General features: G+C 63.4%; 22 protein-coding genes. 2 read left to right on the forward strand and 20 right to left on the reverse strand.

The features are described 5' to 3' along the window. Nucleotides 1-56: 56 nt before the first annotated feature. From AUCHE_RS00600 to rpsP, 9 genes are all read right to left on the reverse strand, one after another. Nucleotides 57-380: a DUF2469 domain-containing protein gene (locus AUCHE_RS00600; protein ID WP_006501310.1), complete on the reverse strand. Its 324-nt coding sequence runs from the start codon at nucleotides 378-380 to the stop codon at nucleotides 57-59. Beyond that, a complete protein-coding gene (locus tag AUCHE_RS00605) occupies nucleotides 370-1,239 on the reverse strand; it encodes a ribonuclease HII (RefSeq protein WP_006501311.1) in 870 nt (289 codons plus the stop codon). Before AUCHE_RS00605 ends, AUCHE_RS00600 begins: the two co-directional genes overlap by 11 nt. Before the next feature lie 2 nt (nucleotides 1,240-1,241). Beyond that, nucleotides 1,242-2,066, reverse strand: coding sequence for a signal peptidase I (gene lepB, locus AUCHE_RS00610; RefSeq protein WP_006501312.1), 825 nt, complete (start codon nucleotides 2,064-2,066; stop codon nucleotides 1,242-1,244). Nucleotides 2,067-2,146: 80 nt separating this feature from the next. After that, a complete protein-coding gene (gene lepB, locus AUCHE_RS00615) occupies nucleotides 2,147-2,719 on the reverse strand; it encodes a signal peptidase I (protein ID WP_246785317.1) in 573 nt (190 codons plus the stop codon). Between the two features lie 149 nt (nucleotides 2,720-2,868). Beyond that, nucleotides 2,869-3,225: a 50S ribosomal protein L19 gene (rplS, locus tag AUCHE_RS00620; RefSeq protein WP_006501314.1), complete on the reverse strand. Its 357-nt coding sequence runs from the start codon at nucleotides 3,223-3,225 to the stop codon at nucleotides 2,869-2,871. 239 nt (nucleotides 3,226-3,464) lie between these two features. Next, nucleotides 3,465-4,697 carry a tRNA (guanosine(37)-N1)-methyltransferase TrmD gene (gene trmD / locus AUCHE_RS00625; RefSeq protein ID WP_006501315.1) on the reverse strand — a complete coding sequence of 411 codons (1,233 nt, stop codon included), beginning with the start codon at nucleotides 4,695-4,697 and terminating at the stop codon, nucleotides 3,465-3,467. Between the two features lie 8 nt (nucleotides 4,698-4,705). After that, entirely contained in the window at nucleotides 4,706-5,218 is a 513-nt protein-coding gene (gene rimM, locus AUCHE_RS00630; RefSeq protein WP_006501316.1) for a ribosome maturation factor RimM, read from the reverse strand. Nucleotides 5,219-5,364: 146 nt separating this feature from the next. Then, the gene (locus tag AUCHE_RS00635) at nucleotides 5,365-5,607 is read right to left on the reverse strand and encodes an RNA-binding protein (protein ID WP_006501317.1); all 243 of its coding nucleotides are present in this window, start codon (nucleotides 5,605-5,607) and stop codon (nucleotides 5,365-5,367) included. Between the two features lie 2 nt (nucleotides 5,608-5,609). Further along, the gene (gene rpsP, locus AUCHE_RS00640; RefSeq protein ID WP_006501318.1) at nucleotides 5,610-6,092 is read right to left on the reverse strand and encodes a 30S ribosomal protein S16; all 483 of its coding nucleotides are present in this window, start codon (nucleotides 6,090-6,092) and stop codon (nucleotides 5,610-5,612) included. A 279-nt stretch (nucleotides 6,093-6,371) separates the two neighbouring features. Here rpsP and AUCHE_RS00645 point away from each other — a divergent pair, with 279 nt between their 5' ends. Further along, nucleotides 6,372-6,938 (forward strand): PAS domain-containing protein, encoded by a 567-nt coding sequence (locus AUCHE_RS00645; protein ID WP_006501319.1) that lies wholly within the window; start codon nucleotides 6,372-6,374, stop codon nucleotides 6,936-6,938. Next, complete coding sequence (locus AUCHE_RS17660; protein ID WP_052024724.1) at nucleotides 6,935-7,843, forward strand: methyl-accepting chemotaxis protein; 909 nt, start codon at nucleotides 6,935-6,937, stop codon at nucleotides 7,841-7,843. The genes AUCHE_RS00645 and AUCHE_RS17660 overlap by 4 nt, the downstream gene beginning before the upstream one ends. Nucleotides 7,844-7,966: 123 nt before the next feature. Here AUCHE_RS17660 and AUCHE_RS15350 read toward each other — a convergent pair whose 3' ends face one another. The 11 genes from AUCHE_RS15350 to smc form a co-directional block, all read right to left on the reverse strand. Further along, nucleotides 7,967-9,004 carry a GNAT family N-acetyltransferase gene (locus AUCHE_RS15350; RefSeq protein WP_006501321.1) on the reverse strand — a complete coding sequence of 346 codons (1,038 nt, stop codon included), beginning with the start codon at nucleotides 9,002-9,004 and terminating at the stop codon, nucleotides 7,967-7,969. 8 nt (nucleotides 9,005-9,012) lie between these two features. Further along, nucleotides 9,013-10,101, reverse strand: coding sequence for an amidohydrolase family protein (locus AUCHE_RS00660; RefSeq protein WP_006501322.1), 1,089 nt, complete (start codon nucleotides 10,099-10,101; stop codon nucleotides 9,013-9,015). Nucleotides 10,102-10,154: 53 nt separating this feature from the next. Next, nucleotides 10,155-11,825, reverse strand: coding sequence for a signal recognition particle protein (gene ffh, locus AUCHE_RS00665; protein WP_006501323.1), 1,671 nt, complete (start codon nucleotides 11,823-11,825; stop codon nucleotides 10,155-10,157). A 217-nt stretch (nucleotides 11,826-12,042) separates the two neighbouring features. Beyond that, nucleotides 12,043-13,149 (reverse strand): substrate-binding domain-containing protein, encoded by a 1,107-nt coding sequence (locus tag AUCHE_RS00670; protein WP_006501324.1) that lies wholly within the window; start codon nucleotides 13,147-13,149, stop codon nucleotides 12,043-12,045. A gap of 43 nt (nucleotides 13,150-13,192) precedes the next feature. Continuing rightward, nucleotides 13,193-14,449 (reverse strand): multiple monosaccharide ABC transporter permease, encoded by a 1,257-nt coding sequence (gene mmsB, locus AUCHE_RS00675; RefSeq protein WP_006501325.1) that lies wholly within the window; start codon nucleotides 14,447-14,449, stop codon nucleotides 13,193-13,195. Nucleotides 14,450-14,463: 14 nt separating this feature from the next. Then, nucleotides 14,464-16,011, reverse strand: coding sequence for a multiple monosaccharide ABC transporter ATP-binding protein (gene mmsA / locus AUCHE_RS00680; protein WP_006501326.1), 1,548 nt, complete (start codon nucleotides 16,009-16,011; stop codon nucleotides 14,464-14,466). A 326-nt stretch (nucleotides 16,012-16,337) separates the two neighbouring features. After that, nucleotides 16,338-17,561 carry an ROK family transcriptional regulator gene (locus tag AUCHE_RS00685; RefSeq protein ID WP_006501327.1) on the reverse strand — a complete coding sequence of 408 codons (1,224 nt, stop codon included), beginning with the start codon at nucleotides 17,559-17,561 and terminating at the stop codon, nucleotides 16,338-16,340. A gap of 231 nt (nucleotides 17,562-17,792) precedes the next feature. Next, the gene (locus tag AUCHE_RS15355) at nucleotides 17,793-19,154 is read right to left on the reverse strand and encodes a hypothetical protein (protein ID WP_074788481.1); all 1,362 of its coding nucleotides are present in this window, start codon (nucleotides 19,152-19,154) and stop codon (nucleotides 17,793-17,795) included. Between the two features lie 31 nt (nucleotides 19,155-19,185). Then, nucleotides 19,186-20,346 carry a signal recognition particle-docking protein FtsY gene (gene ftsY / locus AUCHE_RS00695; protein ID WP_006501329.1) on the reverse strand — a complete coding sequence of 387 codons (1,161 nt, stop codon included), beginning with the start codon at nucleotides 20,344-20,346 and terminating at the stop codon, nucleotides 19,186-19,188. Nucleotides 20,347-20,556: 210 nt separating this feature from the next. Next, nucleotides 20,557-20,790, reverse strand: coding sequence for a hypothetical protein (locus AUCHE_RS00700; RefSeq protein WP_006501330.1), 234 nt, complete (start codon nucleotides 20,788-20,790; stop codon nucleotides 20,557-20,559). 144 nt (nucleotides 20,791-20,934) lie between these two features. Beyond that, nucleotides 20,935-24,576: a chromosome segregation protein SMC gene (gene smc, locus AUCHE_RS00705; RefSeq protein WP_006501331.1), complete on the reverse strand. Its 3,642-nt coding sequence runs from the start codon at nucleotides 24,574-24,576 to the stop codon at nucleotides 20,935-20,937. Between the last annotated feature and the right edge of the window lie 93 nt (nucleotides 24,577-24,669).

Consider the following 24,669-nt stretch of genomic DNA (forward strand, 5'->3'; position numbering starts at 1 on the left):
TCGAAGGCCAGGGTTGTGGATCGTGCCGCCGCAGCAGCGCTGTGCCTGCGTTGCGGTCAACGTCCGAAGGTGTCGCCCTCAGGAACCTCGAGATCTGACTTGGCCAGCTCTTCGATGTTGATGTCCTTGAAGGTCACCACGCGTACGTTCTTGACGAAACGCGCCGGACGATAGACGTCCCATACCCACGCATCGGACATCTGGACGTCGAAGAACACTTCCCCGCCCTCGCTGCGTACTTTCACATCCACCGAATTACACAGGTAGAACCGCCGCTCCGTCTCTACGACATGGCTGAACAACCCGACGACATCGCGGTATTCGCGATAGAGCTGGAGCTCCATCTCGGTCTCGTACTTTTCGAGATCTTCAGCGCCCATCAACTGCCACCTCCACGTTCCCATCATGTCCCATACCGGACGGCAGGTCGGTCATCGCCTCCCCGGCGACGCCGTGTCTCGTCGTGGGAGAGACGAATTCCCTGGAAACAACCTGAGATTCCATAGCCCCGTCGAGATTCCACGACCTGCGGTGCCATTCAGACGGGCCTTTCCCCCGCAAAGCCTCCAGATGAGCTGCGGAGCCGTATCCCTTGTTGCCCTCCCAGCCGTACCCGGGATACCTCTCGGCCTCGACGACCATCATCGCGTCACGTTCCACCTTGGCGAGCACACTTGCCGCTGCCACCGACGAGCAGGTCATGTCAGCCTTGACCCTCGTCTGCACCGGCGGCTGGGGCCCCGCCTCGTCGGTCATTCCCAGCAGCCCTACCGTAGCCGGGTCCGTAAACCAGTCATATTTTCCGTCCAAGATGATCAGGTCGGGTCGGATCCCGCAGTTTTCGACAGCCCGTCGCCCGGCCAGCCGGAGAGCGCCGGTGATCCCCAGCGCATCGATCTCCTCCGGGAAGGCGTGACCAACCCCCCATCCCGCGGCCCATCGCCTGATCGGATCGACCAAGGATTCCCGGGCGGCGGCGGTGAGCAGCTTCGAATCCCGTACGCCGGAAGGCGCGGATCCTTCCGAAGGTCCGAGACACACCACGCCGACGGATACCGGACCGGCCAAGGCGCCCCGCCCGACCTCGTCCATCCCGGCGATCATCCGGTAACCCTGACGTTGCAGTGCCCGCTCCAGACGCAGATTCGGCGCAGCGCGCGAAGCGCTGTGTCTCCGTCGTGTCCGCGGGCGGACTGGTAATGCCTCACCGGGCTCTCCTGCGTCGACCGGATCCGACATCGCTACTTCTTCCCCTTCGGTTCAGGCACTTTGGCAAAGGTCTGTGGATCCGCTCCCAGCCCGGTGACCCTCCCCAACGGCCAGACCACGGCGAAGGCCCTCCCCACCACCTTGTCCATGGGAACGCTGCCATACAGCCCCGTGTGATTCTTCGCCTGGCCCCCGGACGGAGCGGTCCGTGGGAGACCCGGCGCACCGGAAGTGCCAGGCTCGATGTCGTTGTACCGACTGTCCCGCGAATTCGAACGATGGTCGCCCAGCACCCAGATCTTCCCTTCAGGAACCGTGATGTCGAAGGGGATCTCACTGGCCTTGTCACCGGGGAACAGATAGGGCTCGTCGATCTCAACCCCGTTGATCTCGAGTTTCCCATTGGCCGAACAGCATTTCACCCGGTCTCCGGGCAAACCCACCACTCTTTTGATGAGATGGTTGTCTTCCTGGCTCGGCAGGATTCCTACCCAGGCCAGAGCGTCCTTGACCGTCTGGGAGGGACCTTCCTTCCGGGGTAACGTCGGCATCCCACTCAGCCACTGCCCCGGATCCTCGAAGACCACGACGTCTCCCCTGGCCAGGGAGAACGGGCCAGGCGCCAATTTACTGACCACGACGCGGTCGTCCCGGATAAGTGTGTCGTTCATCGAGTCGGAGGGAATCCAGAAGGGTTGCACCAAGAAGGTCTTGATCAGCGAGGAGATGACCACCGCCAGAACGACCACGATGAAGACCTCACGGAGAAGAGCCAGGATGCGTCCTGCGATGGTGCGTGGAACTTCACCGTCTTTTTCGTCCCCGCTGTTCGATACACCACCCGCTTGTTCGCGCATGTCTCTCCTGTCATAGCGTGACCGGTACCGAGGCACCGGACAGAATCGTGTCCTGCCCGGTGCCCCTGCAACCTTCGACGCTAGGAACCGACCGCCCCGATCCGGTTAAGCGGCCAGTATCGGAACATGACGGGACCGATCACGTCGTCCACGGCGACAGTACCCCCGCCGGGAGATCCGAGGTGTGCCCTCGAATCAGCCGACTGTGACCGGTGATCTCCCATGAGCCACAAACGACCTGGTGGCACGGTGATATCGAATTTCTGCTCGCTCGGCGGGTTGCCGGCATAAACGTACGGCTCGTTGATCGCTTTGCCGTTGACCGTGATCTTTCCGCCCGCATCACAGCAGACGATCCGGTCACCACCTACGCCGATGACCCGTTTGACGTAGACGCTACGCGGCTCATGCCCTTCGAGTTTGCCCAACAGCTTCTCGACAGGGCCGGACTCAGCTCCAGGTACCGGGCCGAATGTCGACTCACCGTCGAAGACCACGATGTCGCCGCGGGCGATCCCGCTTCCGCCACTCCATTTGCTGACGATGACCCGGTCACCGGGGTTCAAGGTCGACTCCATCGAGGAGGACGGGATGCCGTAGACCCCCAGGACGTAGACCCTGACCAGCAAAGTCAGCAGAAAGACGACAGCCACCACAAGCCAGAACGGGGGCTGCCACGTGAAAGTGGCTGGCCGTTCTGCTCGGGTGGCTGTCGTCTGTGTGTCGTTGTTCACAGCACCCCAGCGCTTCCGCGACGAGGGCGCCGGATCGTCTTCACGCACAAAGGGAAGATCTCCGCCGCTCAGCGGGCCGTGTTGTCGCGCTTCTCGCGGATCTTGGCGGCCTTGCCGCGCAGGTTCCGCAGGTAGTAGAGCTTGGCGCGACGGACGTCACCGCGGGTGACGACCTCGATCTTCTCCACGACCGGGGTGTGCACGGGGAAGGTACGTTCGACACCGACACCGAAGCTCACCTTACGGACGGTGTAGGTCTCGCCGATGCCTCCACCGTGGCGACGGATGACGACGCCCTGGAAGACCTGGACACGACTGCGCGTGCCTTCGATGACTCGTACGTGCACCTTGACGGTGTCACCCGCGCGGAAGGCCGGGATGTCATCGCGGAGGCTTGCTGCGTCGACTGCGTCGAGCTTGTGCATGGCGCATTCACTTTCTCGGTCGTGCCACGGGTCAGGCCGGGTCAATCATCGATGAACCGCGCTGGCCAGGGCCGCATGTGCCACACCGTTGACGGCGAGGGCTACACATCCCCCCGTGGTAGGGGCCGAGCATAATTCCAGACGCGACTTACCATTGTGCCAGAGCCGACAGCTCGTACCGAAATCCTTAGCCAGACAGATCCTCTGAGTCACCATCGGGCCGAAGACCATGACCGGAGTCACGGTAGTCGGCGTTCCATCTCCAAGGTCCCCGGGATGCGCGGCGTCCCAGGACACAGCCGGAACCCGGCTTTCTTGTACATCCGCTGGTTACGTCCGCTCAACGAACCTGTTGTCAGCCAGGCGCGGACAGCTCGTCCATCTGCCTGCTCGAGACAGTGTCGGAGGAGAGCCCGCCCCAGACCACGCCCGGTCAGATCAGGCGCGACCATCAGACGACCTATCTCCCAGGTCCTCAACTCGCCCGCTGCATCACGGGGCCCCTGGACGAGTCGCCCCCGGACGGAGCCCACGAGGCGGCCGGAAATCGGCTCGCGCAGAGTCCACGTCCGCCAATCCGACTCCGGCATGAGCGATTCCCGGATCGTATCCAGAGTCTCCGTCAGAGGCGGGATGGACAGGTTGCCGTTGATCTGAGCCTCGGTCACCCAGCAGGACCTGGTGAGAGTGAACAGCTCGCCTGCGTCCCCGGGGGTGGTCACGGACAGCGGAAGATCCTGTTCTCCACACAGGACCGCCGCACCCGGCAGCAGGTCTGGACGCCGCTGGGCTGTACGGACGAGACGCTGCTCGTGTCTCCATCGGGCGATCCGTCCGTGGTCACCGGAGAGCAACACCTGCGGGACCTCACGATCGCGCCAGATCGCAGGTTTGGTATAGACCGGATATTCGAGCAAACCCCCGGTATGCGACTCCTCCGCCAAGGACTCCTCGTTACCGATCACGCCGGGAAGCAACCTGGCCACCGCCTCGATGACCGCGAGGGCGGCCACTTCACCCCCGTTGAGGACGTAGTCACCCAAAGAAACGATGCGCACCCGGCTCTCGCCCAGACGTTCCTGCGCATAGGAGTAGACCCGTTCGTCGATGCCCTCGTAGCGGCCGCAGGCGAACATCAGCCACGGTTCGCGAGCTAGTTCGTAGGCCGAGGCCTGGGTCAGGGGAAGACCTCCCGGGCCGGGCACCACGAGGAGCGGACCTGCTGACGGACGATCTTGCTCAGAGCCGTCGAGCAGGCGGTCCAGCAGTTCACCCCAGGGCTCAGGTTTCATCACCATGCCTGCACCCCCGCCGTAGGGGCTGTCGTCGACAGTCCGGTGTCGATCATGGGTGTAAGCCCGCAGGTCGTGTACCCGAACATCGAGCAACCCGTCGGCCCGAGCCTTGCCGATGAGAGAGAGATCCAGCGGGCTCAGATAAGCGGGGAAGATGGTGGCGATATCGATACGCATACTTTCGATCACCTCGCCCCGTCGAGGTCGAACAGTCCGTCCGGTGCATCGATCACGACACGCTCGTTTGCCAGATCGACGATCGGCACCAATGCCTCGACGAAGGGGACGGACCCGGTGCGGCCGTCGTCCAGACGCACGGACAACCGATCCTGTGCCGCGCCGATGGACAGCCCGGTGACCTGCCCGAGGCGTTCCCCGGAAAGGGAGAACACGCTCAGACCGATGAGCTCGCTCTCGTACCAACCTTCGCCGTCGCTCTCCTCCGCCGGGAGGACAAGGCGCCCACCGCGCAAAGCTTCCGCGGCGGTACGGTCGGGATGGCCCTCGAAACCCAACAGCCATATCCCGTTGTGCACCCTGGCCGTCGACAAGACGAGCTCTTCTGTGTCAGGAAGACCTTCCACAACGAAGACTGCCCCTGGGGAGAATCTGTTCTCCGGATCGTCGGTATGGATCTGAACGGTGACCTCGCCACGCAGGCCATGTGCTTTACCGATCCGGGCCACCACGGTGTCCACGATTTACTCCTCGTGCGAGATAGAGATGTCTGTGTGTACTTCACACGGGCATCGGCTTTGTCGACAGCTCGATGAAGCGGGCAGACCACAGGGGCACGACGCCCATGGCATCGTGCCCCTGCGATAGAGACAGTTGACCGGGATGCTCAGCGCATCCGATCGGTGTCGACGATGTCCACCCGGACAGGGCGCCCTCCGGCCAGTGCCGTCATCACCGTGCGCAAGGCGCTGGCGGTGCGACCGGAACGGCCGATGACACGACCCAGGTCGTCGGGGTGCACCCGCACCTCGAGGACCTCGCCACGTCGCAGCTCACGATGCCTGACGACGACGTCCTCGTCGTGCTCGACGATGCCTTTGACGAGATGCTCGAGGGCTTCCTCGAGCACGATCAGGCCTCGCTCTTCTCGTCGGCCTCCGCCGCAGCTTCCTCGGTGGGAGCCTCAGCAGCGGCCTCCTCGGACTTCTCCGCCTTGGCGGCCTTCTTCTTGGCCGTCGTGGGGCCGTTCTTCTCGTACTCCTCGTCGGCCTTGCCCGCCGCAGCCATGGCTGCTTCGTACAGGTCCTTCTTGGAGGGCTTGACCGGCTGAGGCTTGAGAGTGCCCTCGGCACCTTCCTCACCCTTGAACTTCTGCCAGTCGCCGGTGATCTTCAACAGGGCCTGCACCTGCTCGGTGGGCTGGGCGCCCACTCCCAGCCAGTACTGCACACGATCGGAGTTGATCTCGATGACCGACGGCTCGGCGGTGGGGTGGTACTTGCCGATCTCCTCAATCGCACGTCCGTCCCGCTTGGTGCGGGAGTCCATGACGACGACGCGGTAGAACGGTGCACGGATCTTGCCCATGCGCTTCAAACGAATTTTGACGGCCACGAGTGTGGTCTCTCCTTGTTCTGTGAGTGAGCACGGCGAGACCGGCGAGGGAATAGGCCGGGGTACCGGTACTCGGTGTGTAGGCGTCCAGCCCGCGCGAGTCTGGCTCGGACAGACGGGTACGGATGCCATTCTGCCAGATCTGTGGGCCTGCATCGGTGAAGATCCACCGCCCAACCCCTACCCACCTGTGTCGAACACTCACATCTGCACCCTCCGAGTCGACTTGCACAACACGGGATTCACCCACCGCCCCACCGCCCCACCCGGAGAAGAACCGTGTCAGCTGCCGCACCCGTCCCTGTTCCCCGCGACCACGAGATCACCTTCGGGGACGACGAACTCATCGTCAGCAAAACCGACTTGAAAGGCATCATCACCTACGCCAACGACGTCTTCGTCCGGATCAGCGGATACCGCGAGGAGGAGTTGATCGGCGCACCCCACAACATCGTGCGACATCCGGACTGTCCTGCAGGGGTGTTCAAGCTGCTCTGGGACACCATCTCGCAAGGAAAAGAGATCTTCGCCTATGTGAAGAACCGATCCAGGGACGGGGGGCACTACTGGGTGCTCGCCCACGTCACCCCGACCCACGACCGTGCAGGCACGACCGTCGGATACCACTCCAGCCGACGATGCCCGGAACGAGCCGCGATCGACGAAGTCGAAGAGCTCTACGCCCTGATGCGCGCTGAAGAGAACCGACACACCAATCGCCGAGAGGCCGCCACGGCAGGGTTGGGTCTAGTCGCTCGAGCGCTGGCCGACAGAGGTGTCACCTACGACGAATACGTATGGGATCTGATCCACCGGACCACTCCTGCGCACCGCAGGGCCGCATGATGAAGCGGACGGACGGGGCCGCCCCTGAGAACACGACGCTGACCCTCACCGAAGCGGTGGAAAGCATCGGCCGAGTGATGTACCGAATCGCCGAAGGAGACCTCGACGCCCGGGTCGTCCTCCTGGACGCCCCCGAACCGGCAGTCCGCCTCGGGCACCATGTCAACACAGCGCTCGACCTCCTGGAGGCCTACACCCGCGAGACCCAGGCCTGCCTACGTGCCTCCGCGGAAGGCCGCTTCTACCGGGTGGTGCTGCTACGAGGTATGCCCGGGCAGTTCAGGGAGGGCGCCAAGGCCATCAACGCGGCCCGGGAGTCCATGCTCGCCCACGACACACAGCTGACCCGGCGCGACCACGAACGCACCGAGGTCGCCGAGGAGGTCGCTGCCGTCTCAGGCCGTCTGAGCGGTGCGGCTCTGGAACTGGGGGAAGCTGCAGAGGCGCTGTCCCACACGACCAAAGGTGCTGTTGACGCCGCGGAACAGGCCAGGTCCACCGTCGAGGAACTCGAACGTGCGAGCACCGAGATCGAAACCGCGGTACGACTCATCTCCTCCGTCGCCTCCCAGACCCGGCTCCTGGCGTTGAATGCCACCATCGAAGCCGCCCGGGCCGGTGACTCAGGGCGCGGTTTCGCGGTAGTAGCCGGAGAAGTGAAGAATCTCGCGAACGAGACCACCCAGTCCTCCGACGGGATCAGCGCTCAGGTCCGGGCCGCTCAGGAAGCCGCGGAAGAAGCCGCCTCCGCCATCGCGGCCATCGGATCCGCCATCGACGAGATCGATCGCCAGATCCAGGGGATCACCAACCGTATCGGTGGCTCGCAAGGGCTGATGCCGATGTCGACGGCATTGTCCGACCAGGTGCACCGGCTCACCGGACCAGCCCACCGAACTGACTGAAGCGCCAGGAGCTGTTCGAGACCGCAACGAACTGCCAGTTCGGGCATATCGCCCCTTCGACTTGGTCTTCCCTCCTGCCGCCCCCAGCTGACGCCGAGCACGGATATCCGTGATCCCCTCGTCTCAGGCAAGCCGAGAGTCCGGCCCATTCCGGTCGGAAGCGAAGCAGCGTACTGCCTGCGACCCGCAGGCTCTCGCACGCAGAGCCACCGAGACCGTCCCGATCGGCCCACCCCGAACGAGCAGGTCGGCCCATTCCGTTGCGGAGAGCACGAACGGGGAGCAGCAGGTGGACAAGTCCTCCACCATCTGCCGGGTCACAACGCAATCCTCCAGAATGACGGCATCTGCCGCCCGCAGCATCTGGACAGCGGCCTGCGAACCGAGTGTCTCAGCCTGCGCCGCGGAGAGCACCACGGCGCTCAGCTCGTCCGCCAACTGCGCGGCCGTTGTCACTCCGGTCGGCTTGTCGAGAGCCCCGGCAGGAAGCACAACGGTCGTCCTCCGTCGCGTCACAGGCGCATAGGGACGGGCAGGCCATTCCGACGAGACGACCCCGTAGTTCAGATGGTCCCGCCATGCGTGACGCCCGGTCTCGTCCGGAAGCCACAGATATTCCGGCCATTCCCCCCGCAAACGGAACCCCAGGGAGCGGAGAAGACCTGCCGAACGCACATTTCCTGGCTGCACTGAGGCCTCCACCCGGTGTAGGCCCATGCCGATCGGTTCCGGCGCGAAAGCCAGGTCGACCACGAGTCGCAGACCTTCGGCGAACAGCCCACGGCCAGCGTAAGGATCGTACGCGTCATAACCCATCGCCGCAGCGAGTGCGCGTCCTCGCACCACATTGGTCACGTTGATCCGGCCGACGATGTCATGGTCACCTTCGGGCTCGGAAGCATGGACGATGAAGGTGCGATGGGAAGCGGACTGCCAACGCAGATGCCGTGACAGGTCGTGCGGGTCGACGGGATTCCACCGGGACAGCCTGGCTCGGGAGCCTTCGACGGCGATGCGATAGGGCACGATGTCCGCTGCGGTCACAGTGGCGACGTGGACCCGTTCCCCTTGGGCGCTCATCGCCCGGCCGAGGACATTCTCCTCAGTGGCCGGTTGCGGAATTCGGCTCTCGGGATTCTTTTCACGAAAGGCACGATCCATGGGAAAAGTCACCGGACGAGTCGGCCACGTAGCACGGTCCGATGAGGACGGCCGAGGATGCGTAGGTCGGTACGTGGGTCGTCGAGAAAGACGAGGAAATCGGCTTCGGCGCCCTCTTCGAGTCCGGGTCGGCCGAGCCACTCCCGGGCGTGCCATGTCGCCGCTGCCAGGGCTCCGTCGACACCCATCCGGGTTCGAGACAGTTCGAGGACCTCGTGGGCGACCAGTCCATGAGGGATCTGTCCGCCGGCATCGGTGCCGCAGTATATGGGGACACCTGCTTCGTGAGCAGCGCTGACCGTCTCGTAGCGGCGACGGTGGAGATCGAGCATATGTGCCGCGTAACTGGGGAAACGACGGCGCCCGGCAGCGGCGAAGTCAGGGAAGTTAAGGATATTCACCAGGGTCGGAACGATGGCGATCCGCTGTGCGGCGAAGGTGTCGATCGTCTCGGGAACCAGCCCGGTGGCATGTTCGATGCAGTCGACGCCGGCGACGGCGAAATCGACGAGCGATTGTTCACCGAAGCAGTGCGCGGTGACACGAGCACCTTCTTCGTGAGCTGCTGCGACAGCTTGGGAGAGCACCTCGACCGGCCAGCAGATCCCTAGGTCGCCGCGTTCGCGGTCGATCCAGTCCCCGATCAATTTCACCCATCCGTCACCGGATCGAGCTTCCTGGCGCACATAGTCGACGAGCAGATCCGGTTCGATCTCATGGGCGAAGTTCGGGATGTACCGCCGGGTCCGGGCGATATGGCGCCCGGCGCGGATGATCCGGGGAAGATCTTCACGTTCTTGAAGCCATCGGGTGTCAGCCGGCGATCCGGCGTCCCGGACAAGGAGCACCCCGGCGTCGCGTTCGGCCAGCGCATGAGCTTCGGCACGATGCGGATCGACTGCACCGTGTTGCTCCAGACCGATGTGGCAGTGGGCGTCGACCATTCCGGGATAGACATGCCCACGAACGGTCTCGACGTCGACCGTCGAGCTCGGGGGGGCATAGCTGACCCGGCCGTCGACGACCCAGATGTCATCGCGGATCTCGTCGGCGCTGACATGGATCTGACCTGAGACGTGCAGCACGGGAGCGCTCATAGGCCTGAACCTATCGCGGCTCCCGTGCCGTGACGTGGACGACTCTTCGTCGATCAGCCTTTGAGGAACTTGTCGAAGCCTTTGGGCAAGGACGCCGGATCGAGGCCAGCAGTATTCCCAGCCTGCGGGGCCACTCCCTGTGATGGCCCCACGCCGAGAGCTTTCCCCTGATCGGCAAGGTCTTCGGGAAGTGCTCCGGGCCCGCCGAAGGCATTCTGCAGAGCGGTTTCCCGTGCTTGAGCCTGGCGCTCGGCCATGGCTTTCTCCTGCGCGGCACGCTTGGCCGGGTTCCCGGACTTGCCTTTCTTCTTGGGCTGTTTCTTCCGGGCGGATCCTCCCCCGATGCCGGGCATGCCTGGCATCCCGGGGATCCCACCCCCTCGGCGGAGTTGACGCATCATCTTCTGCGCTTCACCGAAGCGCTCCAGCAGCTGGTTGACCTCGGTCACCGACACGCCAGAGCCTTTGGCGATACGAGCCCGACGCGATCCGTTGATCTGTTTGGGGTGTGTGCGTTCGAAGGGGGTCATGGAACGCACCATGGCCTCGACCCGGTCGAATTCACGCTCATCGAGCGCATTGAGCTGGTCGCGCATCTGGTTCATCCCGGGCATCATGCCCAAGAGCTGCTTCAACGAGCCCATTTTCTTGATCGCCGACATCTGCTGCAGGAAGTCGTCGAAGGTGAAGTCCTCGTCCGTGAGGAACTTCCTGGCCATCTCGTCCTGCTGACGCTGGTCGAAAGCCCGCTGAGCTTGTTCGATCAGGGTCAGTACGTCACCCATGTCGAGGATGCGACTGGCCATCCGGTCAGGGTGGAAGACCTCGAAGTCCTTGGTCTGCTCCCCGACGGAGGCGAACATGATGGGCCGGCCGGTGACCCCGGCAACAGAGAGTGCGGCGCCGCCTCGGGCGTCACCGTCCAGTTTGGACAGCACGACACCGGTGAAGTCGAGAGTGTCGAGGAAGGCTGTGGCCGTGTCGACCGCAGCCTGGCCGATCATCGCGTCGATGACGAAGAGGATCTCATCGGGGCGGACCGCGTTCTTGATGTCGGCGGCCTGGGCCATCAGCTCTTCGTCGATGGCCAGACGTCCGGCGGTGTCCACGATGACCACGTCGTGCTGATCTCGCCGAGCCTGCTCGACACCATCGCGCGCGACCTGCACCGGGTCGCCAAATCCGCGTGTCCCCGATCCTGTTTCGATGGCAGCGTCATTGCCTGCGACATTGCCCTTCTCCGGCGCGTAGACCGGCACGCCGGCCCGTTCTCCGACGACCTGGAGCTGGGTGACCGCATTCGGACGCTGCAGGTCGGCGGCCACCAGCAGCGGTGTGTGCCCCTGGCTCTTCAACCAGTATCCGAGTTTCCCGGCCAGGGTGGTCTTACCCGCTCCTTGAAGACCGACCAACATGATCACCGTGGGCGGGTTCTTCGCGAGGTTGAGATTGCGGGTCTGTCCACCCAGGACAGAGACCAGCTCCTCATGGACGATCTTGACGACCTGCTGACCCGGGTTGAGCGCTTCGTGCACCTCACTGCCCAGCGCACGTTCACGCACCTGCCCCGTGAACTGCCGCACGACAGGTAGGGCGACATCGGCGTCCAGGAGGGCGACCCGGATGTCACGGATGGTCGCATTCAGGTCGCGCTCGGTGACACGGCCCTTGCTGCGCAGGTTCTTGAAGGTCGCGGCGAGGCGATCTGACAGGCTGTTGAACACCTGCCAAGGCTAACGAATCGGGGGGCTCTCGTGTGCGTCCGCCCGGATCGCGTCGACAGGGCGGCGTCCAGGCCCGCGAAGGAGTACATCCGCATGGTTCCGACATGATCGGATCCGACGACATGGCAGCGGTGCCCACCTGGTCATCATCGGTGGGCACCGCTGATCGGACGCATTTCGAGAAGCCGGAGCCACTTGAAGGGCCCCACCCGTGGTCCTATTTGGTCAACGACGACAGGTTGGGATCATTGGCGTATTCCTCGGCAGCATTGGCCTTGGTGACGATGTGCGGGTCGAGCAGCTGCGCAGGCACGACCTTGGCCTTGTTGTCGTAGTCCTTCTCGTTGTTGATCGCCGGTTTCTGGCCCTTCTGCAACGCCTTGGCCATGTCGATGGCTGCCTTGACCAAGTTTCGGGTGTCCTTGTTGATCGTCGAGTACTGCTCGCCCTTCATGATCGACTGGACCGAGGCGACCTCTGAGTCCTGACCGGTGACCACCGGGATCGGCTTACCTGCAGAACGGGCCGAGGTGATGATGGCTCGCGCCAAGGTGTCATTCGGGGAGAGCACGCCGTCAAGTGTCTTGCCAGCGGCATAGGTACTGGTCAGGATGGTATCCATCCGACGCTGGGCGTTCTCGGCCTTCCACCCTTCGGTGGTGGCCTGCTTGAAGTCCTTCTGCCCGGAGCCGACGACCACGGAGCCTTTCTCGATCTCCGGTTTCAGGACGTCCATGGCCCCGTCGAAAAAGACCTGGCTGTTGGCGTCGTCGGGAGACCCGGCGAAGAGCTCGATCGTGTAGGGGCCCTCCGCCTTCTTGCTCTTCATCCCCTCCAGTAGCGCTTTGCCCTGCAACTGCCCGACCTTGCGGTTGTCGTAGGCCAGGTAGTAATCGACGTTGGGGGTCTCCTTCAGCAAACGGTCGTAGGCGACGACGACTGCTCCGGCATCCTTCGCTGCTTTGGCCTGGGTGCCGAGTTGGCTGCCGTCCTTCGCTCCGACAAAAATCACCTTTGCGCCGCGGGTCACCATTGCTTGGATCTGGTTCTGCTGATCAGCAACGGTGTTGGTGGCAGCCGCATATTGCACGTCAGCCTTGAACCCGGCTTCTTTCAACCCGTCCTCGAAGAGTTTTCCGGCGAGGACCCAGTTCTCACTGGTCTTGTCGGGCAGGGCGACGCCCACCATGGCGTCGGCCGGGAAGCCCTTGGCGGTTCCGCCACCGGCGGAGGACCCGGTCTCGCGGCTGGAGTTACCGCAGGCTGTCAGGGCCAGCAGCGCGGCGGCGCTCACAGCTGCGGCCTTGATCGCGATGGAACGCATGACTTCTCTTTTCTCGTGGTGAGTGTGGAGGAAGAGGCCCCGGTTAGGGCTGGGTCGCGTCGGCTCCGGTGGTGGGGGATACCCGTGGGACACCGTTGTCGTTGCGGGATTTCAGAAAATGTCCGATGATGCTGGGCTTGCCTTGTTTCTTGTTCCAGACGTCGATCGCTACGGCGAAGAGGAGAACCAGGCCCTTGATGATCTGGACCCGGTCGGATCCGATGCCCTCGAGCGCGAGCCCGGTGTTCAGGAAGGCCATGACGAGTCCGCCGACGATGGAACCGATGACGGTGCCGACGCCTCCGGTGACTGCGGCCCCACCGATGAAGACCGCAGCGATGGCGTCAAGTTCCCAGCTGTTCCCGTCCTGGGGCCCGGATGCCGTCGAGCGTGCGACGAAGATCATCCCGGCCAGTGCGGCGAGGACCGACATGTTCATCATGACGAAAAAGTTCGTCCGCTGTGTCTTCACCCCGGCCAGGGTCGCTGCGCGCAGGTTGCCACCGACGGCGTAGACATGGCGGCCGAAGACGGTGCGTCCGGTGACGAAGGAGTAGAGCAGGACGAGTGCGACGAGGACCAATCCGGAGACGGGGAAGGAGGTCCCAGGCCGACCGGAGGCGAAGAGCAGTGTCGCCGAGACGAGCACAGCAGACAGGAGCACGATCCGCAGCATGGTCACGATCATCGGCACCACAGTCGCCTTCATCTTGACCCGGATACGCCGGTCATGGAGTTCGTGCCAGACGACATAGGCCGTGGCCAGCAGACCGATGATCAACGTCGGTTCGTTGTAGGGGAGCCCGGTGTGCAGTTCGGGGAGGAACCCGGCACCGATGTATTGGAAATCCTCCGGGACGGGAACCGACTGGCTGTTCCCCACCCATTGATTGGCGCCTCGGAAGATCATCATTCCTGCGAGGGTCACGATGAATGCGGGGACGCCCCAGTAGGCAACCCAGTATCCCTGCCAGGCTCCCACGGCGGCGCCGATCAACAACCCGATGAGAAAGGCGACCCAGGAAGGCGTGCCGTTCTGCATGAGCTTGGCGACGATGATGCCGACGAAGGCTGCTACCGATCCGACCGACAGGTCGATATGCCCAGCGATGATGACCATCACCATACCGATGGCCAGGATGAGGATGTAGGAGTATTGACTGACCACGGATATGAGATTGTCCGGGGTCAACATCAACCCACCGGTCCGGAACTGGAAGAACACCAGGATCACGGCCAGCGCGAAGATCATACCGAATTGCCGCAGGTCTCCGCCTACGACCTTCCTGATCAATTCCATTGTCGTCTTTCTCCTCACGCCTTCACGGCCTGGGTCATGTGCTTCATCAGACGTTCCTGATCTGCTTCGGCCGCAGGCAGGCATGCCGTGATCGATCCTTCGAAGATGGTGTATATCCGATCGCAGAGACCAAGAAGTTCAGGAAGCTCGGAGGAGACCACGATGATTCCCTTTCCCTCCTGAGCCAGCTTGTTGATGATCGTGTAGATCTCATACTTGGCTCCGACGTCGATGCCCCGGGTGGGTTCGTCGAGGATCAACAGATCAGGGTCCGTGAACATCCATTTTCCGAGCACCACTTTTTGCTGGTTACCACCGGAGAGTTTGTCCACCCCCTCATCGACGGTAGGCGCTTTGATACGCAAGTCCTGACGAAATGTCTCGGCGGCACCTCGTTCGGCGAAGGCATCGACGACATTGATCGGTGCGATTTTGCGGAGTTTCGCCGCAACAGTCGATTTCTTGATGTCGTCGAGGAGATTCAGACCGAGGTTCTTACGGTCCTCACTCACGTAGGCAACGCCATGTTTGATCGCCTGACTGACGTTCTTCATCTCGATGGGCAGGCCTTCCTTGTAGACCTGGCCTCCCAACCAGACCCCGTAGGAACGCCCGAACAAGCTCATCACCAGTTCGGTCCGCCCCGACCCCATGAGCCCGGCGAATCCCACGATCTCTCCCCTGCGGACCGTGAAGTCGGAGTGCTTGCACACCAGACGTTCGGAGACGACCGGATGCTGCACCGTCCAGTCACGGACTTCGAAAAAGACGTCGCCGATCTGCGGGATCCGCTCGGGGAACCGACTCTCCAGGGATCGTCCCACCATTCCTCGGATGATCCGATCCTCGTTGACACCGCCAGCGTCGACATCCAAGGTCTCGATGCTGCGGCCGTCACGGATGATGGTGATGGAGTTCGAGATTTCTTCGATCTCGTTGAGTTTGTGGCTGATCATGATCGCGGTGATCCCCTTGGACCTCAGGTCGGAGATCAGTTCGAGCAGATGTTCGGAGTCGGTCTCGTTCAAAGCCGCGGTGGGCTCGTCGAGGATCAGTAGCCGGACATCCTTCGCCAAGGCTTTAGCGATCTCGACCAGCTGCTGTTTACCTACGCCGAGATCTTTGATCTTCGTGTCCGGATCCTCACGCAGACCGACACGGTCCATCAGGGCTTGTGCGCGCAAGTTCGCAGCGCGCCAGTCGATCGCGCCATAGGACGTGACTTCGTTACCCAGGAAAAGATTCTCAGTGATGGAGAGTTCTGGGATAAGGGCGAGTTCCTGGTGGATGATGACGATTCCGGCCGACTCCGAAGCCTTGATGTCCTTGAACCGGACCTCCTGGCCGTCGAGCAGAATCTGTCCTTCGTAGCTCCCATAGGGGTAGACACCGGAGAGCACTTTCATCAGGGTCGATTTCCCGGCACCATTTTCGCCGCAGATGGCATGGACTTCACCGCGGCGCACGATCAGCGACACTTCGTCCAGCGCCTTCACGCCTGGGAAGCGTTTGGTGATCTGCCGCATCTCGAGAATGTTCTCGTGCGCGCTTTCGCCCGTCATACCTCGTCGTACTCCCTCCGGGTTCTCCGGGCGGGAGACGCCGAGCGACCCTGCCCGTTGAAGAAGTGAACCCTGGCCAGCCCGTTGCGGTCAAGTCATGAACACATAACGGTTCTGCGGGCCAGTGCCCCCACTCCAGGGTCCCTCTTTGACAGCGCTTCGGAAAGCTTTCTTTGGAGCGACGGAAAAGACCGAGGGAGAAGTCGACTGAGCTCTACCAGATCCTCGGTTAAGGCCCTGGTCCGACCTTCGCCGATGTCGACAACAGCTGTCTGAAATATGAGAAAGTTCCTCCGCGAGGGTGCGCCCCCGTCAGTGACGACCGGTCAGCACCTCGAAGGGAGCAGCCATGTATTTTCCGATTCCTGCTGGAAAACCAGCGAGCACGCCCCCAAAACCTCTGCCCGCTCCCCCAACGACGAGAGCACCACCTCGGTACGAGCACTCACCGTCGGAGAAGCGAAACGCCGGATGCCCCGTCTGACCGGACCAAGCAGATCGCCTCCCAGCCCCACCAGAGAGCCCCCGATCACCACCACAGCCGGGTTCAGCACATTGACCATCATTCCCAGGACCTGCCCCAGCGCCATCCCTGCGTCCTCCGCGACCCGACCGGCTGCGGGATCTCCGGCCCGCACCGTCTCCACCAGCCGTGCGATCCCCGCGTCATGTTCCAGCACTCCGGCCTTGACCAGCGCCTCGACCATCACCGAGGTGGAAGCCACCGTCTCCAGACAGCCCCTATTCCCACACCTGCAGACCAGCCCGTGCTCGGCGACAGGAATGTGCCCGATCTCGCCGGTGATCCCCATCGCTCCCCGATACACCTGCCCGGAGAGCACAAGTCCAGCACCGATTCCCGTCCCCACTTTGACGTACAGCAGATGGCCGGCCTCGGCATAAGGACCCCACGTGATCTCCGCCAGGCCTCCCAAGTTGGCGTCATTATCCAGATACACGGGCCGCCGTAACACTTCCCGAAGCCGGTCGATCGGACGAAAATCCACCCAGGCGGGGAGGATCACCCCGTGTGCGATCTTCCCCGAACCGGCATCGATCGGCCCCGGGATCCCGACGCCGCAACCAACGACCTGCGACCGCTCGAGTCCTGCGCGTTCGAGCAGGATGGTGAGCACTCGATCGGCCAAGCCGATGCTGTCCTCCGCATGATGGTCCGCAGGAAGCCCCACGGCTTTCTCGGCTACGACCTCGCGATTCAGTGTGCAGAGCGCGATGCGCAGATGCCGACGGCCCATGTCGATACCGACAGCCACCTTGCACTGCGGGACACCCCCCAGCTCGACGAGCACTGCCCGCCGCCCCGACGATGTGGTCGGAGAGGTGGCGACCACGCCTTCGGAACGCAGCTTGGCCACCAGATTGGAGATCGTCGCCGGTGACAGTCCCGTGGATTTGCTCAAGGCCACCTGGGTCATCGGACCGCTCTCGGTCAGGCAGGCCAGCACCCGCCTGGTGTTCGCAGACCGCAGAGCACTCTGCGAACCCGCACCAGGAGTGCTGTCGGCGGAGCCGAGAAGACTGTCGGCCATGCCGACATAATCGTTGCCGAGGATATTGTAGTCAAGAAGTGAACACAGAAGTGCGTCGAGCAGACACTCTGAAAAGGGGGCTGAATCACGGACCCCTCAGGACTCCCCAGACATGAGAGTGGCCCCGGCCACCTCACCCGCGGCCGGGGCCTTACCCCTGTCTCCCACAGCTGAAACAGTATTCGCTGACCCTGGGAAACTCCTGTACTCGGCCTACCAATCCCCTGGCACCTAGGACCAACGTTTGGAAGAGGGAGCGTCCGGAGGCGCGGCATCATGCTCCAAGGGGCCCGACAATCTCCGACGCCGGCCCATCACCCGCCAGGCCAAAGCACCCGCCGCGATCACACCCGGGATCAGAGCGCATAGGACCCAGGCCTTCCAAGCCACCGGATCGCGGTCGTCGACCCCCGGGAGCTCACGAGACACCGGGACCGCCCTGCTGGCAACGATCACGGCGTCGCTGAGTGGCCAAGAGTCCGAGTTGTAGTGCTTCTTCTCGCCTTTCTCCGAGGACAAAACCTCGAAGAGTGCCGTCTCCCTAGAAATCTGGACAGCCAGTTCTTCATTTCCGTGAGCTCGAGCAGCAGCCATCGTCATCACCGTCGCGAGAGGAGAGACCCCCACGATCAACGGCCCGGAGTCAGCATCGCTGACTCCCCACCAACCACCTGGGAACTCGCATACCGCGACCAGGCCCAGCCGAGGACACAGAAACGTGTTCTCGAAAGCCACCCAGTCACGGCTCGAAGTAGCGGGGTCGATCGACGGCCAGAAGATCTGGATGATCGCCTGCGATGTCGCCCGAGGACCTTCGATGCTCCGCCCGGTGGCGTCGGTCACGTGCGGCAACAGTTTCGTCGAGGGGTCACGCAACGGTTCCAACCGAGGCACCCAAGTCGCCAATGCCTCCGTCACCCCGGGCACGCCCACAATCTCGTCCGCACGACGCAAAGCGCCGGCCACCACCACGCTGTCCACCGGCCGATAGACATTGGGATAGGAGGCCAGGAGCCCCGAGGGAGACATTGTCAAAGCGTTGACCAGCGGTGACGCCTTCTCCCGAACGACCTTGGCGTCGGCTTCCTCACCGGACAACCGAGCCACTTGGGTCGCCAGGAGCAGAGTCCACCCCTGGTAGAAAGCTCCGTTCTCCGGAAGAGCAGCCGCAACGTACCGCTGTTTGATCTCTTCATGCTCCACCCGGTAGAGATAAGCCCTCAGCAGCGGTAAACGCACCGCAGCCGGTCGACTCTCGTCATGCGCCGCAGCCATTCCGGTCAGGACCAGCTGGAGGAAAGCTCCGTCACGGTGCTTCTTCTGCATCCTGTCCGGTGCATCCGAGGACGTCTGGCCTTCCAGCCACGTCAGCTGCTGTCCCACGGCTGCAGAAACGTCGTGCCGGCCGAAGGCGACATGGGCGAGTCTCGCCGAGACGGCGAAGCTGCCGGTGAGCACCACGACAAGAATCAGTGTGACGAAGAGCGAGCCGACCTTCCTGGCGATTCTCGCCACCCCCGCCGGCGCCCCGATACGCGGAACCGCGCTGGCATCAGCCGTGACGACACCCCCGCTCTGGGGTGACTCTTTCATGTCCTGCACCACTTACCCACTGGCCGCGGACTCACCCGAGAATGGCATCGACGAAGGTCTCGGGATCGAACGGTGCGAGATCGTCCGGGCCTTCTCCCAGGCCGACGAGTTTCACCGGAACTCCGAGCTTGCGTTGGACACCGACGACGATCCCGCCCTTGGCTGTCCCGTCCAATTTCGTCAATACGATCCCGGTGACATCGACAGCTTCTCCGAAGACTTCGGCCTGCACCAACCCGTTCTGACCGGTAGTGGCATCCAGGACGAGCAAGACCTCGTCGATGGGGGAGATCTTCTCCACCACGCGTTTCACTTTGGCCAGCTCCGCCATCAGGTTCGCTTTGTTGTGCAGCCGACCGGCGGTATCCAGGAGGACCACATCTGCGTCGGTCTCGTTCGCCGACTTCACCGCGTCGAAAGCCACCGATGCCGGATCCGCCCCTTCACGGTCCGAACGCACCGTGCGGACACCGACCCGTTCCCCCCACGTCTGCAGCTGGTCGGCGGCCGCCGCGCGGAAGGTGTCAGCAGCACCCAGGACGACTTCGTGGTCCTGGGCCACCATGACTCTGGCCAGTTTCCCCACAGTGGTCGTCTTCCCGGTCCCGTTGACTCCGACGACGAGCACCACTGCGCTCCGGTCACCTTGTCTGGTGGAAGTCACCTCGCGGTCCATCGTCGGATCGACGATCCGGATCAGCTCCTCGCGGAGCCATCCACGAACAGTGGTCTCGTCGCGGACCCCCTCCACGAGCACCCGCTGTTTCAACGAGGAGATCAGTTCCTGGGTCGCTTCGACTCCCAGGTCCGACGCCAGAAGTGTGTCCTCGACGTCTTCCCAAGTGGTCTCGTCGATATGACCTCGCGACAGCAGGTTGAGAAGCCCTTGCCCGATACCGGAGTTGCTCCGGGACAGGCGGTCGCGCAGACGGTGCATCCGCCCGACCACGGCATCAGGGTGTTCCGCGGACGAGGGCGCGCCCGGCCCCGGGACGAGCGTCCCGGACGGCGATCTGGAACCCGCTTGATCTGCAAGGTCTTTCTCGGATGCGCGAGGCGACGCCTGCCGGTCCTCTTCCGGCCCGGGACGTCGCTGCCCTCGGAGCAGCGAGACCATGCCCACCAGAAGCGCGAGGACAAGCAGCGTTCCGGTGACGAGCAGAGCCCAGAAATCGGCAAGAAACTGTTCCACAGGCACATCCTGTCATCGTGACGACAACTAGGGCCGGTCGAACCACTGACTGGTCACGACGAGTTCTCGGTCGAGCCACCACTCAGAAGGTTGCTGATTCGTCAGAACGGGTGTCGACTCGGTCGGCCGGGTCAAGTTCTCCTCAGGCCCAGACCTGATGAGGTCAAGGACGACGAGAACCGACCCGGCCGAACCGAATCTGCGAAGCTCTCAGACCCGAGCGGCTTCGCCTTCCCGGTCCGTGACGCTCGCGGCCACGGCAGCCGACTGCCGACGAGCCAGGCGGCCCATCGCCTCCGAACGCTCTCGCGCCAGCGCGACCCGAGAACGGTTGCGCTCGGTAAGGATGTATCGCCCTTCCCGTCGTGCCTCCACGGTGACCGCCCCTACTACTAGACAGCCGATGACGAAAGTGACAAGAACGAAAAGAATCAGCGCGACCATGACTCAATTGTCTTAGGTCTCCCTGAACGGTTTGCATCCGGGGGGGCACCTGGCGGTCACTCCTTCATAACGATTGCCGAAGGACTCCCCTTCACCAGCAGATCTGATCGAATAACGGCACGAATAGGCATTATTCGTATTTTGTCAGCTCTGCGCCGTACGAACGTCGTCCACAGCCGTGTTCGAACCGGAAAGGCCTGGGACCTGAGCAAGGCCTCGGATCCGTTGTGAGACCACGGTGGTCACTCCATCACCCCGCATCGTCACACCGTACAGCGCATCGGCGACTTCCATCGTGCGTTTCTGATGGGTGATGACGATGAGCTGGCTGGAGTCCCGGAGCTCCTCGAAAAGCCCGATGAGCCGCCCCAGGTTGGTGTCGTCCAAGGCGGCCTCGACCTCATCCATGATGTAGAAGGGACTAGGCCTGGCCTTGAAGATCGACACCAGCAGCGCCACCGCCGTCAACGAGCGCTCTCCGCCGGAGAGCAGGGAGAGACGTTTGATCCTTTTTCCCGGCGGCCGTGCTTCCACCTCGATACCCGTCGTCAGTAGATCGTTCGGATCGGTAAGCACCAATTTTCCTTCTCCGCCGGGAAAGAGACGGGAAAAAACGCCTTCGAACTCCCTGGCCGTGTCGGCGAAAGCCTCGGCGAAAACCTTTTCCACCCGATCGTCCACCTCTTTCACGATCGCCAGCAGATCGCGCTTACCGCTCTTGAGATCCTCCAGCTGTTCGACCAGGAAACGGTGCCTTTCCTCGAGCGCCGCATACTCCTCCAGCGCGAGGGGGTTGATCTTCCCCAGCCGGGAGAGGCCTCGCTCCGCAGAACGCAGCCGCCGTTCCTGCTCGACCCGCACGTACGGATGGAAGGACAGTGACTCGGAGCCGCCCGCGCCCGGAACACGGCCCACGTCGGTGAGCACAGGAACCGGACGATGAGGCCCGAACTCCTCGACAAGCGAATCCGGTTCGATGCCCAGTTCCTCCACCGCCCGGTTCTGCACCTGCTCGATACGTAACCGCAGCTGGGTACGAGCGACTTCGTCCCGATGCATCGAATCCGTCAATTCACGCAAGGAGTCGGTGAGCTCCCCCACTTTCAAGCGCATATCACGCAGACCGCGTTCCTCCGCCTCCCGGCGGGAGACCGCTTCGTCCCGCGCTTTCTCTGCTTTCTCCGAGATGTCCCGTAACCGTGCCGCTCCCTGTCGTGCCTGTACACGGATACCGGCCGCCACCAGCCTCTGGTGCTCCCTCCGGCGACGACGCCTTTCCGCCTGTTCCCGAGCGGCACACTCAGCTCGCGCCCTGGCCTCCAGGGCTTCCGCACGCCCTTTGGCCGAGCGGACTCTTTCCTCACATCCGCGAAGACGCAGATGTACCTCGGTCTCTTCTGCTCGGGCCTTGGCCAGCGCGCGCTCCAGACGATCCCTCTCCTCGACCGACGACTCAGCGGCAGAAATCGGCTCTTCCTCAGCTGCCGCCAATCTTCCCTGCAGGGCAGCGAGTTCTCGTTCGCCGTCCTCCAGCTGCTGTGCAACCCGCGCTATCGCTCGTTCACCCCTCGCGCACTCCGCCTTTGCTGACCTCACCTGCGCGCCCAGGCCCCCGAGCCGTTCGGCAAGAGCATTGATCCGTGCGTCCGAAGCATGAAGATCGGTCAACGCCGCTTCGGCCTCCGCCTCGTATGCGCTGACCTCTGCCAGCAGTTCACGCATCCGGAAACGGGAACGATCCCGTCGGGCACCCGCCGCAGCGGCCCGTTCCTCGGCTTCAGACCGCGCTGCCTGGAGTTCCAGCTGGCTGGGCACCGAAGCGCTCCCGCCTCGGACGAAATCCGCCGCGTAGACATCCCCCTGTCTGGTCACTGCGCTCGCCTCCGGAAAGGCACGAAGAACATCTCTGGCGGCGACTGCGTCCTCCACGAGGAACACCCCGGACAGCAGCCTGTCCACCACCGCTCGGATCTGCGGAGGCACCTCGACCACGTCCTGTGCCCGCACCCAGTCCGCCCCGGCTTCCTCCTCCGTCGATATCACGGCCTGTTCTCCGAGCTCTCCCGGAAGCAGGAGGACCGCGCGACCGGCGTCCTGATCACGAAGTCTGGTGATCGCGGTATCGACGGTATCGACGGTATCGACCACCACCGCGTCCACCGCACGGTCCAATGCCGCTGCGATCGCAGCCTCGTGACCGGCGTGCACCGTCATGAGCTGAGCTAATGACCCCTTCACTCCGGGGTGGGCGGGGTTCTCACCGTCACCGAGAAGGACCGCAGCACCATCCTTGCGACGCAGCGCCAGCGCCAAGGCCTCAAGTCTTCCCTGGGCCGCGCTGCGATCGCCTTCGGCAGCACGTTCTTGCTCGCGGATCGCGTCGACCTCAGCGCGGAGTGCAGCCAACGCATCGAGTGCTTTCTCGTAAGCCTCGTCGAGCAGGGTCTCTCCGTCCTCGTCGGCGACGATGCTCGATTCAAGTCGGGCGAACTCTGCGGCAGCGGCCCCTGCACGTTCCTCGGACTGCGCCACGGTCTGTCGCAGGCGGCCGATCTCCTCGCGGAGTGAGTCCACGCGGCTCCTCCGGGCAGCCACCTGACCGGCCAGTTGCGCTAACCCTTCCCTCCGGTCGGCTGCGGCTCGTTCGGCGCGATCGAGTCGCGCACGCTCGGCGTTCCAGGCTTTCTCCAGCTGCTCCCGTTGATCGCTCGAGGTCTCGAGCTCCTCCCGGAGCACATGCAGCTCGGCTGCCAGCTTGGCTTCCTGCTCGCGTGCCGCTACCGACTGGGTCTGCAGATGTGCCGGGTCCGGTCCCGAGGTGCGGCTCTCTTCAGCCGGGGAGCTCAGGAGCCGTTCACGCTCGCCGGCCTGATCCGCGACCGCTTCGAGTCGTTCCGTCAGAAGGCTCAGAGCGTGGCAACATTCCTCAGCCCGTTTGACTTGCGGAGCGTCGGACCGGATCCGTTCTTCTACGGTCTTCAGACGCTCGAGCCCCTGCCGAGTCTCCTCGGCGAGGAGATCTCGCCTCCTGGTCGTCTCCAGCTCTCCGGCGATCTCCTTGTCCAGGGTCGTGGTCAGCTGGACCAGATCATCGGCAAGAAGCCTCAGACGGGAATCCCGGGCCTCAGCCTGGATCAATGCTGCCCGTCGTGCTGTCTCAGCTTGCCGACCGAGCGGGCCCAGCTGTCGTCGGATCTCCGCAGTGAGGTCCTTCACCCTGACGAGTTTGCTTTCCATCGTCGCCAGCTTCCGCAGCGCTTTCTCCTTGCGCTTGCGGTGTTTGAGGACCCCCGCGGCTTCCTCCACGAAGCCTCGCCGTTCTTCCGGTGTCGCGCGCAGAACGGCGTCCAGTTGCCCTTGACCGACGATCACATGCATTTCCCGGCCGATCCCGGCGTCGGAGAGCAGTTCCTGGATATCGATGAGGCGGCAGGTCGTTCCGTTGATGGCGTAGTCGCTGCCGCCCCCTCGGAACATGATCCGACTGATGGTGACCTCTGCGTAATCGATCGGCAGTGCGCCGTCACTGTTGTCGATCGTCATCGTGACCTCGGCCCGGCCCAACGCCGGGCGGCCGGCCGTCCCGGCGAAGATGACGTCCTCCATTTTGCCCCCGCGCAGGGATTTCGCGCCCTGCTCCCCCATCACCCAGGAGAGGGCGTCGACCACATTGGATTTACCCGAACCGTTCGGACCGACGATGCAGGTGATGCCAGGTTCCAGACGGAGATGAGTCGCCGAGGCGAAAGATTTGAAGCCTTTGAGGGTAAGACTTTTGACGTACACGGCGTTCGTCTCTCCTGGCTCCGTAAATGGACGCAGCCACTCTACCCGCGACGCCGCAGCCTGCGATGATGCCGCACACCGTCCTCAACGATC

Origin of the sequence: Austwickia chelonae NBRC 105200 (assembly GCF_000298175.1) — a bacterium.
Classification (GTDB): domain Bacteria; phylum Actinomycetota; class Actinomycetes; order Actinomycetales; family Dermatophilaceae; genus Austwickia; species Austwickia chelonae.

Bases quoted from the DNA above. Each gene is read 5' to 3' on its own strand.
- AUCHE_RS00600 (WP_006501310.1), bottom strand. From the start codon at position 380: ATGGGCGCTGAAGATCTCGAAAAGTACGAGACCGAGATGGAGCTCCAG.
- AUCHE_RS00605 (WP_006501311.1), bottom strand. From the start codon at position 1,239: ATGTCGGATCCGGTCGACGCAGGAGAGCCCGGTGAGGCATTACCAGTC.
- lepB (WP_006501312.1), bottom strand. From the start codon at position 2,066: ATGCGCGAACAAGCGGGTGGTGTATCGAACAGCGGGGACGAAAAAGAC.
- rplS (WP_006501314.1), bottom strand. From the start codon at position 3,225: ATGCACAAGCTCGACGCAGTCGACGCAGCAAGCCTCCGCGATGACATC.
- trmD (WP_006501315.1), bottom strand. From the start codon at position 4,697: ATGCGTATCGATATCGCCACCATCTTCCCCGCTTATCTGAGCCCGCTG.
- AUCHE_RS17660 (WP_052024724.1), top strand. From the start codon at position 6,935: ATGATGAAGCGGACGGACGGGGCCGCCCCTGAGAACACGACGCTGACC.
- AUCHE_RS15350 (WP_006501321.1), bottom strand. From the start codon at position 9,004: ATGGATCGTGCCTTTCGTGAAAAGAATCCCGAGAGCCGAATTCCGCAA.
- AUCHE_RS00660 (WP_006501322.1), bottom strand. From the start codon at position 10,101: ATGAGCGCTCCCGTGCTGCACGTCTCAGGTCAGATCCATGTCAGCGCC.
- AUCHE_RS00670 (WP_006501324.1), bottom strand. From the start codon at position 13,149: ATGCGTTCCATCGCGATCAAGGCCGCAGCTGTGAGCGCCGCCGCGCTG.
- mmsB (WP_006501325.1), bottom strand. From the start codon at position 14,449: ATGGAATTGATCAGGAAGGTCGTAGGCGGAGACCTGCGGCAATTCGGT.
- mmsA (WP_006501326.1), bottom strand. From the start codon at position 16,011: ATGACGGGCGAAAGCGCGCACGAGAACATTCTCGAGATGCGGCAGATC.
- AUCHE_RS00685 (WP_006501327.1), bottom strand. From the start codon at position 17,561: ATGGCCGACAGTCTTCTCGGCTCCGCCGACAGCACTCCTGGTGCGGGT.
- AUCHE_RS15355 (WP_074788481.1), bottom strand. From the start codon at position 19,154: ATGAAAGAGTCACCCCAGAGCGGGGGTGTCGTCACGGCTGATGCCAGC.
- AUCHE_RS00700 (WP_006501330.1), bottom strand. From the start codon at position 20,790: ATGGTCGCGCTGATTCTTTTCGTTCTTGTCACTTTCGTCATCGGCTGT.